This window comes from Bifidobacterium sp. ESL0790 (assembly GCF_029395435.1).
GTDB lineage: Bacteria > Actinomycetota > Actinomycetes > Actinomycetales > Bifidobacteriaceae > Bifidobacterium.
In genome coordinates, this window is sequence record NZ_CP113915.1 from 349,646 (window position 1) to 366,542 (window position 16,897).

Sequence of the window (16,897 nt, forward strand, 5' to 3'; positions counted from 1 at the left end):
GTTGGGGGCTGACAATATTCGAGGATGTTCGCAGGGGTTTGGTCTGTTGTTTCCTGTCTTATCCGGACTGCGTATTGCGGTCTGAAACCGGGCCAATCACTGATGGATATATTATCCCACCAATCCCACATCTCCCTGGCCGAAACGATTCGTGCACAGACCGCGCCGATAGTGGGATGGGGCCGCCGCATCGCGGGCGAATAACCTATAATGGAGCAGAACCGACAATGTGCTTAGAAAATGGTGAAGGAGCTGTTATGGCTGACGCAGTGGTTTTGATCAATACCGAGTCCGACAAGGTCTCTCAGGTCGCGCAGAAGATCGTCGAGATCAAGGGCGTCACGCGCGTCTACTCCGTGGCCGGCGACGTCGACCTGGTCGCCCTGGTGCACACCGCCGAGTTCGACCAGCTCGCCGAGGTCATCCCCGGCAAAATCGCCGCCGTCGAGGGCGTGGCCACCACGCAGACCCTCATGGCCTTCCGCCAGTATTCCGCGCAGGAGGACGCCGCCGCCTTCGACCTTGGCATGGACTGAGGCCGTTGCCGGAGTTTGGTTGCGCGGAGGTTCGGGTGTCCGAATAGCCGAGGAAATCGAAAGATTGGATATCTAAGGCCTAAGTGGTTCCGGGTCTTACGTTTATCCTACATTCTCGGCGTTTCCTGATATCACCAACAACAAGGGTGATTGGTGAAAAATCTTCGGACGGATGAATGTCTGGAAAATGGCTTAAACGCAAGGTTTCACGTGGGTCGGATATCACTGTATCGCGCCGAATATCAGGCTATTGCGGTATCGCTTTTCGTGATGGGCATTTCGGTGAAAGTGTCGCGTTATTTGCTTGCGGCGCATTTCGGCGTTGCTTCACCGACCCACCACAACCTCTATGGCACACTGTTTGGTATCGACCCGCCGCCGGCAGCCGGATATGGAATATATTGACGCGCTTGGTAGCATGGTGAAGACGATGAAAGAGGAAATCTTATGGCCGAAGGAACGCAAGACGTATTGCATGTCGAGGGTGGCAAGCCCCTGCACGGCACGATCAAGGTGCGTGGAGCGAAGAATTTCGTAAGCAAGGCGATGGTGGCGGCGCTGCTGGCACCGGGCGTCTCCGTGTTGCGCAACGTGCCGGAGATCCGCGACGTTCACGTGGTCTCCGACCTGCTGCGGCTGCACGGCGCAAGCGTTGACTTCAATGGCAAGACCGGTGAGCTCAAGATCGACGCCACCAACGTGCGCCTGGCCGACGTGGCCGATGTCGACACGCTTTCCGGCTCGTCGCGCATCCCGATTCTCTTCTCCGGCCCGCTGCTGCACCGTTTGGGCGAGGCCTTCATTCCCGCGCTCGGCGGCTGCAACATCGGCGGCCGGCCTATCGACTTCCACCTCGACACGCTGCGCAAGTTGGGCGCCAACGTCGACAAGGAGCACAGCGACGGCATCCACATCACCGCGCCCGACGGCCTGCATGGCGCGAAGATCCACCTGCCGTATCCGTCCGTCGGCGCCACCGAGCAGACCCTGCTCGCCGCCGTTCAGGCCGAGGGTAAGACCGAGCTCTCTGGCGCGGCCACCGAGCCCGAGATCATGGACCTCGTGGCCGTGCTGCAGAAGATGGGCGCGATCATCTCCGTCGACGTCGACCGCACCTTCCGCATCGAGGGCGTCAAGGAGCTCAAGGGCTTCACCCACACCTCGCTGACCGACCGCATTGAGGCCGCATCATGGGCCTCGGCCGCGCTCGCCACGCATGGTGACATTTTCGTCAAGGGTGCCACGCAGCCCGAGATGATGACTTTCCTGAACGTCTTCCGCAAGATCGGCGGCGAGTTCGACGTCACGGACGAGGGCATCCGTTTCTGGCACCCGGGCGGGGATCTCAAACCCGTCGCCATCGAGACCGACGTGCACCCCGGCTTCATGACCGACTGGCAGCAGCCGCTCGTCGTGGCGCTCACCCAAGCCAACGGCCTCTCGATCGTGCACGAGACCGTCTACGAGAACCGCTTCGGCTTCACCAAGCCGCTGGTGCAGATGGGCGCGACCATCCAGCTCTATCGCGAGTGCCTGGGCAGCCTGCCGTGCCGCTTCCAGCAGCGCAACTACAAGCATTCCGCCGTCATCTTCGGGCCCACCCCGCTGACTGGCCAAGACATCGACGTGCCGGATCTGCGCGGCGGCTTCAGCCACCTCATCGCGGCGCTCGCGGCCAAGGGCCCGTCGAACGTGCAGGGCATCAGCCTCATCGACCGCGGCTACGCCGACTTCCGCGGCAAGCTCACCGCCCTCGGCGCCGACATCGACTAAATTTCTACGCACGCACTAACTCAAGAATCGACAAGCGAACCCTTGCGATTCATGCGGTTTCTTTTGGGAACCGTGGGTTGGTGCGTGCGTAATTTATTTCTCGACGAAGTGAATGAAGACCCGTGCCGAGAGGACGACCATGATGGCGATGCCGGCGGCGCTCAGCCGTGCGGGCCATTGGGGCGCCAGGCGGTCGTAGGCGAGTCCATACGCCAGTTGGCCTAGGGGCTGGCCCGCCGTGACGAAGCTGGAGAGCAGGGCGAGCACCTTCCCGGTCAGTTCCGGCGGTGTGGCCAGCTGGATGGCGGGGATGCTGGTGAGGTTGGTGAAGGCGGCGGCGATGGTGCTGCAGCACATCGTGCCAACGATGATGGCGAGTCTTGCGCCGTTCGAAATCGGCAATATGAAAGCGATGCCACAGGGGATGATGGTCGCCGCCAAGGCGAGGCAGGTGACGGGGAACCGCTTGATGGAAAGATGGGCGGCGAACGCTCCCGCGACGATGGCGCCCAACAGTCCGGCCACGCCGACCAGCCCGTCGCAAGTCCCGTAGACGGCGGCGTTGAACCCGAGGTTGTTGCGCACCATATAGGGGAAGCCGACCCCGGAGTAGCCGATGGTGAAGAAGTTCAGCAGGGTCGCCGTGGCCATGAGTTTGAGGACGCTGGGGCGATCGTGGGTGAGGAATCGCCAGGCGGCCTTGGCGTCGTCGAGCGGCGTGGGGAGTGGCGGATTCGCTGGAAGTTCTGGCGTTGATGAATCGAGATGCTCGAGGTTCCGACATTGCTCTTTGTTGGCTTCGAGGGCACTGATTTGCTGGTCTTGTATATTCCTTGGGTTGCTGAGTTTCAGGAAACATTCGGCGATGGCGGCGGTGGAGAAGCACGCGATGGTGATGACCAGCGTCGGTCGAATGCCAACTGCCGCATAGAGGATGCCGCCAAGGAACGAGGGCAGCAGCGAGGCCAGTTGCTGCATTTGATTGACCACTGCCATACCGCGGCGCAGCAGGGTTTCGTCGGCCGTCCCCACGATTTGAGGCAGCGCGGCCTGCACGGTCGGTGTTTCGAATGAGTCGAATACCGCGAGTGTGACCATCAGCGCTCCGACCGCCACGATGTTGAACGCTGATGCGGCCGCGAAATAGAAGGTCGCCGCCAAAGTTACCAATCCTGAGAGCGTGTCGAGCCCGACCATGACCGTGCGGCGGTTGACGCGGTCGGCCATGATGCCGCCGAACGGTGAGCAGATGATGGTCGGCACGACGGAGACGGCGAGCAGCGTGGCGAAGATCGTCGCCGAACCGGTCTCGTCAAGCACCCACATCGACATCGCGAAGCGCAACGTCATATTGCCGAAAAGCGAGAGCCCCTGGCCTGCGACAAGCAGGACGAAGTTCGGTTTCAGCAGAGGGGAACGCTTTGGCGAGGATGCTAAGTGGTGGTTTCTCATGGTGTCACGCTTTCTTTATAATACCGACCGGCGGTATGTAAATGGATGAACAATGCGGTACTCAATACAGGGGTGAAGCTCTATCGGGTTAGTGTTACTTGGCGTGTTAGGACAGCCTGTTTAGCTGGGTGTCGCGTGCCGGCTCAAGTGAGACTGGCGAATTACGCAGGGCACCCGTGAGAACAGGCGTGATCTCGTGCGAGTTCAGGTGGGCCGGCCCTTTCTTGAGGAAGTGCACGACGAGCCGAACGTGCCGCGCCTTGTGCTGTTGGCTTTCTGACGGTGCAAAGAACGAGTTCCTAAGCATCGATTTTTTCGCTGCCACTTGCGCTCGATTCTTTCGGTTTTGCTTTGCCTTTTCTCGGTCCGGTCTTGTCTGCCGTCTCCGTTCCGCTCGCCGTAATCATAGCGGTGACGGCTTCGGTGACATTGGCGATGAGCGCGGCATCGAAGAGGCGCAGACCGAGGGCGTCGAGCATGATGCCGATGCACTCGATGCGCTCGCGCAGCTGCGAGGGGGTGGCCGGGTAGATGGATGGGATGAGCCACAGGTTGGTGAGCATCGCCAGCAGTTCGGCGACCTGCTGCGGGTGGTTGGTGACGATTGAGCCGTCGTCGATGCCCTCGTCGATGAACCGACGCCATTGCGAGGGTAGTTGTCGCGCCCAGAAGAGGATGCTGTCGCGCAAAATCTGTGGATCGGTGAGGTTGGGGGTGAATAGGCCGGTGATTTTCATATGCCCCATGTCCTCGTCGCTGGTCCACATGTATTCGTAGATCTTTTGCAGGCCGCTCAGGTCGTCGCGCTTGTCGATTTCGTCGAAGCGCGCCATGGTCTTGGTGTCATCTCGCTTGCCAATGGCGTCCAAGATGGCCTTTTTGGAATCAAAATGGTGGTAGATGGCGCCTTTCGAGAGGTCGCCGAGCTCGTTCAGGATGTCTTGGATGGAGGTCTTCTCGTAACCTTTCGTGAGGAACAGCTTCTGCGCGGCGTCGAGGATGCGGCGCTCCGTGATTTCCGGGTGTGCGTTGCGTGCCATCTGCGGCCTCCTTTGGGGCGAAATCAAATCTCATTTCCTGCTGACAAGTATACATACCGACGGTCGGTATAAATAAATGGGTGTGTCGAAGTGGATCGAGTCGTTGGGGTAGTTAAGTGGGTGCTTTAGATGTTAAGTGGGTGCCTATTTTGCTGAAATACCCATGGGAATGGCTGCTTTTTAAGTATTTCCAGACGAGGAGGCACCCACTTAACGCCCAAAGCACCCACTTAACTCGATTTGATGCTTTTGGGGTGCCGATTGCTCGGTTTTCGAGTATGCCACGCGGGGCGATAATCCACGACGTTGCGGGCTTGCGGCACAATGGAGGCATGACTTCCAAGGGAAAACCATCGCCGCGTTCGGCCGTCAAGCCGCTGAGTGACGAGCAGGTGAGGCTGCTCGGAGAGCGCCACCACCTCGTCGATCCGACGTATTATTACCCGACCGGCCCGCGCAAGCCCAACACCGCCGAGATCGAGGCCCAGAACCCGAAGGCCACCAAGCGCCTGCTCGACGCCGTCTCCATGGTGCTGCGCCAGCACAGCAAGGTGCGCGCCTGGGGCTTGGAACGTGTGCCCGAGACCGGGCCGTTCATCACCGCCGCCACGCACGTGACGATGTACGACGTCTTCGTGCCGATGGACGCGCTCTTCCACATGGGCCGCCGCCCGCGCTATATGGCCAAGGCCGAGATGGCGCACTGGCCGCTGATTGGCAAGTGGTTCCAGCTGGTGGGCATGCAGCCGGTGCCGCGCCGCAAGGGCAAGGCCGTGGAGATCGAGAAGGAATCCATCGACATCATCACTTCCGGCCGCCCGCTGACTGTCTGGCCGGAGGGGACGCTCTCGCGCGACCCGCTCAAGTGGCCGATGAGCCTCAAGAACGGCGTGGGCGTCATCGCCCTCGAGTCGTCGCGCCGGCTTGGCTACCAGGTGCCGCTTTATCCTTCGATCACGTGGGGCGCGGCGAGCATCAACCACTGGCTGCCGTACCCGCGCAAGAACGTGGTGATGTGCTTCGACGAGCGGCTGGATTACGCCGATCTGCTCGAGACCCAGGACGAGTGGGGCGTGGAGCCGCCGAAGGCGCTGGCCGACGCGCTGGCCGCGCGCATCCGCGACAGGATGGAGGTCGTGATGGCCGAGATCCGTGGTGAGGAGCCGCCGGCCGAGGGATATTGGGACTATGCGACGATGAGCCGCAAGCCGCGTAGTCAGGAGATCACGAAAGGCTGATTTCGTTGCCGTGGAATCGCTTGTAGGTGACAGGCTGCGAAATTGGGATTGCGATTAGGTCCTAGATGCCAGTGATTTTGGATGATTGTGAGTGATATCGCCATGACGTCTACGATTCGGGTTGCGCGGTGATGCAGAGCAGCTAGTGCCAATTCCGTGGTGGGCTATGATGTTCGGATACGATTCGGACGGTCGTGAATGCAACGGATGGTACCAGGTGGGCGCGGAATGGTAGGTATGCCTAAAAGGTTCTGCCGACTACCTGGAAGGGCCGCGATTTTGGCGTCGGGACCCCAAGCGCTACCGTTAAGGGATACGAATGCGAGGGAGCGGAACCAATGAATATTACAGTGCTTGGAGCAGGAGCGTGGGGCACGGCGTTCGGCCAGGTGCTCGCGGACGCCGGCAACCAGGTGACCATGTGGGCGCGCGAGCCCGAGATCGTGGCGGGCATCCGCGACGACCATCGCAACGCGGTCAGGCTGCCCAGCGTCAAGCGTTTGCCTGACGCCATGACGGCCAGCGGCGACCGCGCCGAGGCCGTGAAGGACGCGCGGATCGTGGTGGTGGCCATCGCCGCCCAGCACGCCGGCGAGGCGCTGGGGCCCTTCGAGTCGCTTATTCCCAAGGACGCCGTGGTCGTCTCTCTGATGAAGGGCATCGAACGGTCGACCGGCAGGCGCATGGACGAGGTGGTGCGCGAGGCGCTGGCCCTGCCACAGGAGCGTTTCGCCGCGATTTCCGGGCCGAACCTGAGCCGCGAAGTGGCCGACCGCCAGCCAAGCGCCACGGTGGTGGCGTGCTCCGACATCGACAACGCCCGCCTGGTGGCCAGGGCCTGCACGACCAAGTATTTCAAGGCATTCGTCACCACCGACGTCATCGGCGTGGAGATGTGCGGGTCGCTCAAGAACGTGGTGGCGCTCGCCGTCGGCATGGCCCGGGGCGCCGGCTACGGCGAGAACACGGCCGCCATGATCGAGACCAGAGGGCTGGTGGAGCTGCAGGCCTTGGGCGAGGCCGCGGGAGCGAAGGCCAAGACGTTCTCCGGGCTGGCGGGGGTCGGCGACCTGATCGCCACGTGCGGCTCGCCCCTGAGCCGCAACTACACCTTCGGCGCGAACCTCGGACGCGGCATGAGCGTGGACGAGGCGACGCGCGTGAGCAACGGCGTGGCCGAGGGTGTGTCGACCACCGACGCCGTGGTGCGCATGGGCCGCCAATACGGTGTGCCCACGCCGCTGGCCGGGGCGATGAACGACGTGCTCAAACACGGCCTGACCTGCGAGCAGATGCTCGCCGAATTCCTCGGCGGACAGATTACCGAGGAGTAAGGCTGAGGAGTAGGGAAGACCCGGCTTGGCCCTTGTGCCAGACACACGTCACGCGCCTGTCGGGTTGTGCATTGGCTTTGTGAATGAGCGGGACAATCGCCGGGCGTGTCCCGATTGCCCGTGTAGGCTTTCTCATTAGGTTCTAAATCGATTTTTATATAGAGCGGAGTGAGGAATGATGCGCAGAAAACGTGTGGCGGTGTTGTATGGCGGGAAAGCCGATGAGCATTCGATTTCCTGCCTTTCCGCCAACGGTGTGCTTTCCGCGATGGATACGGAGCGTTTCGAGCCCGTGCCGATTGGCATCACTAAGGCGGGCGAATGGGTGATGGGCGGCACCGATCCGCGTGATTTCAACGTCGCCAATGGTGCTATGCCCACCGTCGACGCCGGTGAGGACGCGAAGCCGGTCGTGCTCGACATGGCCCGTGGCAACAATGGTTTCTTCGTGCGTGAGGCCGACGGTTCCCTGACCTCGCTCGGCTTCATCGATGTGGTCTTCCCTGTGCTGCATGGCCCGTTCGGCGAGGACGGCACGGTGCAAGGGCTGCTCGAGATGATGGGCGTGCCCTACGTGGGCTGCGGCGTCTTCGCCTCGGCCGCCTGCATGGACAAGGTCTTCACCAAGGTGCTACTGCGCGCCGAGGGCATTCCCGTCACCCCCGACGTCACCGTCGACACGCGTGATTTCAACGAGGTCGACAAGTTCGTCGAGGACGCCAAGGCCGTGATGGACGAGATCAAGCGCAAGAAGCTCACCTATCCGCTCTTCGCCAAGCCGTCGCGCGCGGGCTCGAGCTTCGGGGTCACCAAGCTGGAGCGCAAGGGCGACGTGGATGAGCTCGCCGCCGCGCTTTACGAGGCGTCGCGCCACGATTGGAAGGTGCTGGTGGAGCAGGGCGTCGAGGGCCGCGAGATCGAGTGCGCGGTACTTGGTCCGTCCGCCGACGAGGAGCCGCAGTCCGCCCAGCCCGGCGAGATCGTGCTCGACCACCGCGCCGAGGGCGGCGACCAATTCTATGATTTCGACAGCAAATACACCGACGCCGAGGCCTCGCATGTCGAGGCTCCCGCGCATCTGCCCCAGGAGACCCTTGAGGCGTTGCGGCGGATCGCGGTGAAGGCGTTCAAGGCCGTCGATGGAACCGGGCTCTCGCGCGTCGACACGTTCGTGACGCCGAAGGGCGAGATCATGGTCAACGAGATCAACACCATGCCTGGTTTCACGCCGATTTCCATGTATCCCAAGGCTTGGGAGGCCAGCGGAATCGGGTATGCTGATCTGATAGGCAAGCTCATCGATGGTGTGGCTCGCTAGATTTGTGTGGTAGTCCCGATGGCGCGGAGACCCCTGAGATGTTGGTGCCGCGATCGTCGGGAAGTTGTTGGGATTAGCCTGATGCAACCGACATGAAAGGTCAAGTGCTCAAAATGAACGAGGAGAACCAGGCGGCGAAACGCGACGACGAGGCGCGAGACCTTTCGGGGCCCGATGGCCAGATGCGCAACGACGGACGTTCGTCGCAGATGGACGCTGGGGACGCGAGGCGGCAGGCCTTGGGTGAGCACGTGGCCAAGCATGTTGCGCATACGGCTGATGCGGCTGGTGAGGCTGGCGCGTCGGGTTCGGCTGATTCGCTGGCGTCGGCTGATTCGCTGGGGTCGGTTGATTCGCTAGGTTTGTCGGATTCGTCAGGGTCCACTGATTCATCGGGTTCGGGTGGTTCGTCACTGTCGCATGTCGTTGGGGGAAAAGAGCTCTTCGGACTGCAGATTCCCGAGATTCCGGTTCTGCCGAATCGAATGTACGAATCCCGCGAGCCTGTGGTCTCGCCGAAGTCCGTGCAATCCTCGACGTCACCTGCGTCGTCTGTATCACCCGTATCGTCTGCTTCCCCTGTGTCGTCTGTGTCTTCGACGTCCTCTAGTTCGCCGACGTCCTCTATGACCCAGACGCAAGGCCAGCCGGCTTGGGGTTCCTCTGATACGCGTTCAAAGGTCGAATCTTCGGCCCAGCATGATATCAAGCATGAGGCTAATCCTGCTGAGGATGGAGCAACCCAGACCCAGGCCGGCATAAAGCCCGAGACTGGTACTTCAGCGTTTGCCGCTTCGAATCCTGCGGTCGGCTCGACGCAGAGCCCCGCGCAATCGCCATCATCCGCACAGGCCCAGAAGCCTGCGCAAGAGCATGCGTCCAAGCAGCGCAAGAATACCGGCTCGGCGTTTGGCAAGGAGACGTCGTCGCCTTACGAAACGACTTTGGCAAACGCTCCGATGTCGTCCATTTCGGGGCAGCTGGGTCAGCAGCAGACCGTCTTCCGGCCGTTCGCGCGGCACGAGCAGGAGGCCCAATATAACCCGAACCAAACCAGCTTCCAGCAGCCCGCCAACCCTCAAAACGGCTATCAGCAGGGAGCGCAGCAGGGCGCATTCCAGCAGCCTGGCTATCAGACGCCCGCTGCCCCGCAATCCGGTTATCAGCAGCCGGCGGCGCAGCGGGTGATGGCGCAGCAGCCCGGTCAGCAGCAGACGGTGCCGCAACAGACGGTGCCCCAGCAACAACCCCCGCAGCAGTCTGGCTCGCAGCAATATAGCCAGCAATCTCCGTACGCTCAGCAGACGGTGTCGCAGCAGCCCGTAGCTCGGCCGCAGACCATGCCGCAGCAACCAGCCTCGCAGCAGCCTGTCTATCAGCAGCCGGCGGTTCAGCAACCCGTTCAGCAAGCCGCATACATGCAATATGGCTCGCAGCAGTATGCTCCCGTGCAGGCAGCGCCCCAGCAGCTATCTCCTCAGGCGAATCCTCAGCAGGCTCCGGCCGCGTACCCGCAGTATGGTGCCCAGCAAACTCAACAGGCTCAGCAGTATGCGCCCCAGCAGCCGGTCGCTCAGCCATATGGATATCAGCAGCCGATGTATCAGCAGCCGGCTCCGCAACAGTACGTCGCGCCGCAGCAGCCGTATACGCCACAATATGGCCCCCAGCAGCCCGCATACCCCCAATATGGCTACCAACAGCCAGCCCAGCCGCAACAGCCCGTCTACCAGGCATATACGCCACAGCAGCTAGGGGTGACATTGGCCACGCCCAGCTACGCTTACGCCCAACCGGTCACTTCCGGTCTCTCTGGCCGCCGGCTGCGCTACATCTACCAGACCCAGCCTTGGTGGCCCCAGCTCTCGAGCTGGCTCGGCATGGTGCGCAAGCGGTTCTCCACGGTCGGCCTGGCGTTGGCCATGGTGATGGTGGTCTGGAACCTTCTCGCCTTCGGGCTCACCTTCCTGGTGCGTGTGGTGACCAATGGCGCGAAGCTGCCGATGTGGGCATCGTTCCTCGTCGGTAATGGCCCGCTCTACCTGGTCGCGATACCGTTGTCGCTGCTCATATTCCGCAGATTGCCGGTGGTCAAGCGCAAGACGAGCAACATGAGCTTTAGCATGTTCCTGACCGTCATGGCCATCACCTTCCCGCTCTCCTACCTCGGCAGCCAGATCGGCACCCTCCTCTCCAGCATGCTCTCGCATGGCCAGGCGCGCAGCAGCATCAGCGAGATGATTGGCAGCATGGATCCGCTCACCATCCTGCTGACCACCGTCATCATCGGTCCGATCTTCGAGGAGTGGCTCTTCCGCCGGCTCATCATCGACCACATCCAGCAATATGGCGAGGTGACGGCCATCGTGGTCTCCGCGGGGGCTTTCGCGCTCTTCCACGGCAACCTCTTCCAGTTCTTCTATGTGTTCTTCTTCGGTCTGCTGGAGGGGTATGTCTACGTGCGCACGGGCAAGTTGCGCTATACGATCGCGATGCACATGACCTACAACTTCTGTGGCGGTTTCCTGCCGCAGATGGCGCTTATGGCCACCAGTTCGGACGCCTACAAGGCCATCGCCAGCGGTTCCTCGCAGGCCATCGCGAAGCTGATCACCACGGGCCACTTCGGCGATCTCGCTCCGTTGCTGCTCTATTCGGTCTTCCAGTGGGTGATGATCATCACCGGTGTGATCGTGGCCATCGTCAACCGCAAGAAACTCGTCTTCTACAAGGCTCCCGAGGAGCTGCCGAAGGGCCTGCGCGCCAAGACCGCCGTCGGCAACGTCGGCATCTGCATCTTCATCGTGCTGTGCGCCTTGGAGATGATACTGGCGCTATCCGTTCGCTAGCTGCTCGCCAGCGAATCCGAGCGTTGCTGAAAGCCGTGGGAAAGCACCAAAATATACCTGCAAAGGTGCTTTTTCCACGGTTTTTGCTGTGTCTGGGTGGGCATCGGAAGGCAATGGAGCGTTAAGTGGGTGGCTTGTGCGTTAACTAGGTGCCAATTCAAGGTAAAAACCTCAATGATTAGCTATTTTCCTGAGGATTCGGCAAAAGCGGCACCCACTTAACTTCAAAGGCACCCACTCAACTGATTCGGACAATAGTGAAGAGGTCTGTTTCATCGTTGATGAGGCAAAACTCAACCAGATTGCCAATTCCGTCTCGCCTGTAGAGGATTCAGAGGTGAGACGGCAATTCCCGCGCCGCCCGCCGCTCGCCGTCATCCTCAGGCGATGAAATCCTCCTTGGCCAGCACGCGCACGGCCTTGTCGCGGATCTGGTCGGGGTTGATGCCGGGCTTGGCGAAAAGCATCACCTCGCCCTCGATGCCGGTGGCCGAGAAGCCGGTGAAATTGACGTGCGCCTGGTTCTTGTGCGTCGTCAGCCCCGTGGTGGCGCGCCCTACCTGCTCCAGCACGCGTTTGGTCACCGTGTTGAGGTCGCTGCCGGGCTTGACGGTGAACGCGACGCTCACGCAGGCCTCGCCGGCCGGGGTGATGCGCTCCAGGGCCGAGGTGTTGAGCACCGAGTTGGGGATGATGAGCTGGTTGCCGTTGCGCTCGCGCACCATGGTCTGCCGCCAGGTGATGTCCTCCACGGTGCCGGTGACGCCCGAGACGACCACCTGGTCTCCGGGGTGGATGACGTGGCCGAGCATGAGGCCGAAGCCCGAGACGATGTTGGAGATCGTGTCTTTGAGGCCCAGCGAGATCGCCACGCCGCCGATGCCGAGGGCGGTGACGATGGTGGTGGGGTTGATGCCGAAGACCGGCTGGAGCACCATGGCCGCGGCGATGGTCCAGATGGCCACGAGCGTGAGGTTGATGAAGATGGAGGCGTTGGGGATGTTCGAATGGTCGAGCAGACGCCTCAGGCCGCGCGAGACGAGCTTGGCGGCCACGATCGCGCAGACGAGCACGATGACCAGTAGGGCGATGCGCCCCTGGTTGGCCTTGAGCCAGTTCCAGACGATTTCCATGGTTCCGAGTCTACTTCGTGCACCCAGCATAGGCGTTTGGCGACGTTTTTCATACCGTTCGGGCTTTGGTTTCGCGCCGAGTTATGGCCTTGCGCCGAATTAAATTATCGAAATGTAAGAATATGGGGCGATTGGCGTCGGATGTTTGGTCCGCGCGTTCCCTGATGCGGCCGTATGACAGTAAATAGACGGCAAACGGCACCTGTAATGTAAACAGGGCAAACGATGGACGTATGACTATCGCGTGATGTCGCTCGAGCCGATCGGATTGAAGGGCAGCGAGGACTTCTCCCCGTTGGCTCCATGCTGCTGCGACTGAGCGCCGAAGCCTTCTGGGTGGTCGTGCTGCATGGTCTGCAGTTCGGTGAGCAGCTGGTCGACCTGTTTCTTGAAATCGAAGTCCTTGGTCTCGGCCGCGGCGATGCCCTTGAGCAGCGAGTTGTCGCCGCGCTCGAGGGTGTTGCGGAACATCTGCACCCAGAAGCTGGGCATGCTGTCGCTGGAGACGGCGAGGTAAAGCGTGCGCGCCACCACGGCGGCGTCGAGATTGCTCCACTGGTCGAGCGTGGTCTCCTTGGAGAGGCGTGGCCACATGCCCAGAACCGAGAGCAGGCCGCCAATCGAGAACTCCAGAAGCACGTCCTGGGTGATCGACATGTTGGCGTCCAAATGCTGCCATTGCACGAATCCCGCGCGTATGGCGTCATGCGTCGTGTAGATGAGATGGGGGGAGGTGTGCTTGCCCACGGTGAGCGCTAGGCGGTCGATGTGGGCGCGGTTGGCGGGCACGCCGATGAGCTGCATGACGATGCCGTTCCAGGCCCGCGAGGGGTTGGTGGTGAACTCCGGCAGCGCGTTGTTGATGCTCTCCACGGTGTGCTTGATGGCCGACTCCGCGAGGTTGTCGAGCTTGCAGTAATGGTAGTAGAAAGAGTTGCGGTTGACACCTGCCAATTCCACGATGTCAGTGACCGTCACCTTCGCGTAGTCGCGTTCGCCCAACAGCTGCCAGAACGCATTCTCCATGCGTACTGTCGCTGGCAATTGATCCGAATCCTGTCGAGGTCTTGACATTGGATGTTCTCCCTTAATAAAACGAGTACTTCACGTAGCAAACCTATATTGATTTTAAAGGATAAAGGTTTTATTTATTCTTGTGCGCCAAATATTGCGTAAAGAAAACACGGAATCAAAATATAATAGTGGTGTAGCTAATTAATTATTAGATACTCACCTTATAGTATGACTAATTAATTATAAATAGTAGTCGATATGTTTAGTCGAATCGTGGTCAAAAATTCACGTATTGTATACGTAATTATTATTTTTTGAGGAAAAATGAGAAATGTATGACAGAAACTCGGCAATTTCAGTTGTTAATAAGCGGTTTTGCGGTTTTGGCCAGAAACTTTGTCAAGGTGTCGAACGATATATACTGCAAATTAATGCTAATAGCGTAATTCATCGGCCTATTTTATGCGTAACGCTTAACAATACGCTCACTACGCGACGTGTGAAAGCGGATGTGTCGCGACTCGGCGTTGGTGGCGAGGGAGGGGGCGGTGTGAGGCACCTGTGACGGCTCCTTTTCGCTTTGGCTCCTGGTTGCATGGATTCCTTTGTTGCGCGGAGTCCGGAATTGAGCAAGCGGGTGCTTGGGTAAGGCGATCAGGCATTTGGATAAAACGGGCGGGCGTTGGAATCCATGTGGTACGTTTTGCAGGCCTATAGGTAGGTGTGTGCGGTGTGCCTGTGAAAACAGACCTCCATAGATAGTGGGATTTGCGTACACGGCGGACTTGGATTTTAGTGGCGTGGGTCTTGCGTAGAAAGTGGCGGAACCGCTGAAATATCAACGATGCAACCAGAAGTTGACGTGGGTTTTCGGTTGCTTTTCGCCGATGCAACCGCAAGCTGGTAGCGTGAAACCGAGGTTCGGCCGCATACTGGGGGCATCGTTCGAAAGTCGAGACGAGAAAGGAATCCTGATGAGTTTTCGGGACAATCTCCAATACCTGCGCTCGCAGCGCAACATGACCCAGGAGCAGCTGGCGATGCTGCTCGGCGTCACGCGCCAGGCAATCTCCAAATGGGAGTCGGAGAAGGCCTATCCGGAGATGGACAAGCTGCTGATGGTCTGCGACCTCTTCGGATGCACGCTCGACGATCTCGTGTTGGGCGATGTGCGACAGCCCGGCAAGGCGGTGGCCGGGAGCGTGGACGCGAGCGGCGGCACGGGTGCGAGCAACAGTACGAGTGCGGGCAGTGGCACGGGTGTGGGCAGTGGCGCAGGCACGGGCGTGAAAGGTGCTGTGGCCACTGGAGGTGGCGTCGCGGCCTCAGGAAGCAAGGCCCCGGTCGATGGCACGGCCATGACCTCTTCCTCTATGACGTCTTTCGGCGAGACTTCTTTCTCGGCTTCTTCTCCTATTCATGGTTCTGTTTCGTCGGTGAACGGCGTCCATGGTGGCCCCGCCGGCTTCCACGCCAGTGACGTTCGGGATGATGCGCGGGATGGCGCTGGGCGCTCTGGCGGCGACAGGTCGAAGGCGATTTCTGGTGCCACTCCATCTGTCACGGACACGACGAACGCCGGTTCCGCGAACACATATAAAACAAAGGAGTCCCCAGCCGTCATGAACGGGGATACAACCGCTGCCGACTCCGGACGAGCCAGCGCCTCTGTCGGCCCCACGACGGCTGATTCCGCACCTGCCGGTTCCGCCGGTGCTGCCGCCGGAGCGACCACAAACCCGGTAACCGCAACTAGCGCAACCGCTGCGCCCCAAGCCACCTCCGCCTCCTCTTCCGCCGCATCTGCCGGCGCGAAGGACGTCACCGGTTACGACGCCCAGGCCCGCGCGTACGCCTGGCGTCTCGCCCTCGGCGTCTTCTTCATGATTGCCGGCGTCGCGGTCGGCACGCAATTCTCCGCCAAATCCTCCAGCCTCAACGACATGCTCACCCTCATCCCGATCCTCATCGGCTTCGTCATCGGTCTGCCTCTGCTCATGTGGGCCCATCAGGGGCGCAAGGAGTTCCGCGGGCTGCACCCATACGTGGAGGATTTCTACACCCTGCAGCAGCGCCACCACGTCTCGACCGTGTTCACCATTTGCGTCGTCGCCGGTTTCGTGGCCATCGGCGCGGGCCTCTGCCTGAACCTCTTTGGCGAATACGTGGGCGCGAGCGACGACGGCGGCTGGTCGGTCTCGGGCATGCTGATACTTTTCGCGCTCGGTGTGGCGCTTTTCGTCTATGGAGACATGCGGCGTTCGGCGCTGAAAATCGACCGATACAACCGCCGCAACGAGGAACGTGAGCGGGTTGGCGGCCTTTATCGCAAGGCTTCCTTCGGCGACGGGACTGATGGCGTCAATGGGGTCGGCCCCAATGGCTCCAATGGCCCTGGTGGTCCCGACGGGCTGGATCCCAATCGTGGCGAGACCATGTTCTACCGCCGCTTCACCGGGGCCGTCAGCGGCGTCATCATGATGGTGGCCACCCTGATCGGTTTCCTGATGCTGTTCCTCGGCACGCCCACGAGCATGGGCCCGGGCTTCTTCGGCTTTCCCTTCTGGCTGGCCTGGCCCGTCGGCGGGATCCTGTGCGCCATCGCCGGCGGTGTGGTGCACATGGTGCAGGTGGCCAACGAGCGTCGCGAATAGCGGGATTCCCGCACACCCAAACGGGGGTATTTAAAAACGGAGCCTTGCAATTTCTGGGGTCTCTTTTTAAATGCCCCGGTTTGGGTGTGCGTCGAACTCGAAGAGTCCGCGCGTTTTCATAATGTCGGGCGAAGTTGTATAATTGAGAAGTTGTGTGTTCTGGGCGCGCTTCGGCGCAGCTCAAGGGCATCAAGACTTGCAAGTCAAAACAGTATAGGGAGTCCATTATGGCAGCTCGTTGCGCAGTGTGCGGCAAGGGACCGCAGACCGGTTACAGCGTTTCGCATTCACATATCCGCAATAAGCGCACCTTCCGCCCGAACCTCCAGCAGGTTCGCACCACTATCGACGGCCAGAACGTTCGCGTTCGTGTGTGCGCCAAGTGCATCAAGGCTGGCAAGGTTCAGCGCGTGGTCGCGTGAATCGCGAGTAGCAATTTCCAAACCTCCGCACGTCGTCAGACGTCGGAGGTTTTTTCATGCCTGGACGTCGGCGCGTGGACGAAGATAAAGTGGTGTCTGAATTCGAACGGTTGCCGTTGTTCGTTTCCACAAGC

At 60.6% G+C, this 16,897-nt stretch carries 12 protein-coding genes and 1 pseudogene; 9 read left to right on the forward strand and 4 right to left on the reverse strand.

What is annotated here, in order from left to right; translation table 11 throughout:
* The first annotated feature begins 257 nt into the window (after positions 1-257).
* The 3 genes from OZY47_RS01175 to murA all read left to right on the forward strand — a co-directional run bounded on the left by OZY47_RS01175 (position 258) and on the right by murA (position 2,309).
* Positions 258-536 carry an Lrp/AsnC ligand binding domain-containing protein gene (locus tag OZY47_RS01175; RefSeq protein WP_277178136.1) on the forward strand — a complete coding sequence of 93 codons (279 nt, stop codon included), beginning with the start codon at positions 258-260 and terminating at the stop codon, positions 534-536.
* Between the two features lie 150 nt (positions 537-686).
* The gene (locus OZY47_RS01180; RefSeq protein WP_277178137.1) at positions 687-941 is read left to right on the forward strand and encodes a hypothetical protein; all 255 of its coding nucleotides are present in this window, start codon (positions 687-689) and stop codon (positions 939-941) included.
* 42 nt (positions 942-983) lie between these two features.
* Entirely contained in the window at positions 984-2,309 is a 1,326-nt protein-coding gene (gene murA, locus OZY47_RS01185; protein ID WP_277178138.1) for a UDP-N-acetylglucosamine 1-carboxyvinyltransferase, read from the forward strand.
* Between the two features lie 93 nt (positions 2,310-2,402).
* On the opposite strand, the gene OZY47_RS01190 is transcribed toward murA, so the two are convergent.
* The gene (locus OZY47_RS01190; protein ID WP_277178139.1) at positions 2,403-3,761 is read right to left on the reverse strand and encodes an MFS transporter; all 1,359 of its coding nucleotides are present in this window, start codon (positions 3,759-3,761) and stop codon (positions 2,403-2,405) included.
* Positions 3,762-4,060: 299 nt separating this feature from the next.
* Complete coding sequence (locus tag OZY47_RS01195) at positions 4,061-4,801, reverse strand: TetR/AcrR family transcriptional regulator (protein WP_277178141.1); 741 nt, start codon at positions 4,799-4,801, stop codon at positions 4,061-4,063.
* 332 nt (positions 4,802-5,133) lie between these two features.
* On the opposite strand from OZY47_RS01195, the gene OZY47_RS01200 reads away from it, so the two are divergent.
* From OZY47_RS01200 to OZY47_RS01215, 4 genes are all read left to right on the forward strand, one after another.
* Entirely contained in the window at positions 5,134-6,039 is a 906-nt protein-coding gene (locus tag OZY47_RS01200) for a lysophospholipid acyltransferase family protein (protein WP_277178143.1), read from the forward strand.
* A 338-nt stretch (positions 6,040-6,377) separates the two neighbouring features.
* Positions 6,378-7,373, forward strand: coding sequence for an NAD(P)H-dependent glycerol-3-phosphate dehydrogenase (locus OZY47_RS01205; RefSeq protein ID WP_277178144.1), 996 nt, complete (start codon positions 6,378-6,380; stop codon positions 7,371-7,373).
* Positions 7,374-7,551: 178 nt separating this feature from the next.
* Positions 7,552-8,691, forward strand: a complete 1,140-nt coding sequence (locus OZY47_RS01210) for a D-alanine--D-alanine ligase family protein (protein WP_277179025.1) — start codon at positions 7,552-7,554, stop codon at positions 8,689-8,691.
* Between the two features lie 92 nt (positions 8,692-8,783).
* Complete coding sequence (locus OZY47_RS01215; RefSeq protein ID WP_277178146.1) at positions 8,784-11,540, forward strand: CPBP family glutamic-type intramembrane protease; 2,757 nt, start codon at positions 8,784-8,786, stop codon at positions 11,538-11,540.
* A gap of 380 nt (positions 11,541-11,920) precedes the next feature.
* On the opposite strand, the gene OZY47_RS01220 is transcribed toward OZY47_RS01215, so the two are convergent.
* Complete coding sequence (locus OZY47_RS01220) at positions 11,921-12,673, reverse strand: mechanosensitive ion channel domain-containing protein (RefSeq protein ID WP_277178147.1); 753 nt, start codon at positions 12,671-12,673, stop codon at positions 11,921-11,923.
* A 237-nt stretch (positions 12,674-12,910) separates the two neighbouring features.
* Positions 12,911-13,747, reverse strand: a complete 837-nt coding sequence (locus tag OZY47_RS01225; protein ID WP_277178148.1) for a TetR/AcrR family transcriptional regulator — start codon at positions 13,745-13,747, stop codon at positions 12,911-12,913.
* 914 nt (positions 13,748-14,661) lie between these two features.
* Between OZY47_RS01225 and OZY47_RS01230 the strand changes: the two are divergent.
* Positions 14,662-14,859: pseudogene (locus tag OZY47_RS01230) on the forward strand (helix-turn-helix transcriptional regulator); the annotation flags it as partial.
* 1,709 nt (positions 14,860-16,568) lie between these two features.
* Positions 16,569-16,763 carry a 50S ribosomal protein L28 gene (gene rpmB / locus OZY47_RS01235; protein ID WP_277178149.1) on the forward strand — a complete coding sequence of 65 codons (195 nt, stop codon included), beginning with the start codon at positions 16,569-16,571 and terminating at the stop codon, positions 16,761-16,763.
* Positions 16,764-16,897 lie beyond the last annotated feature (134 nt).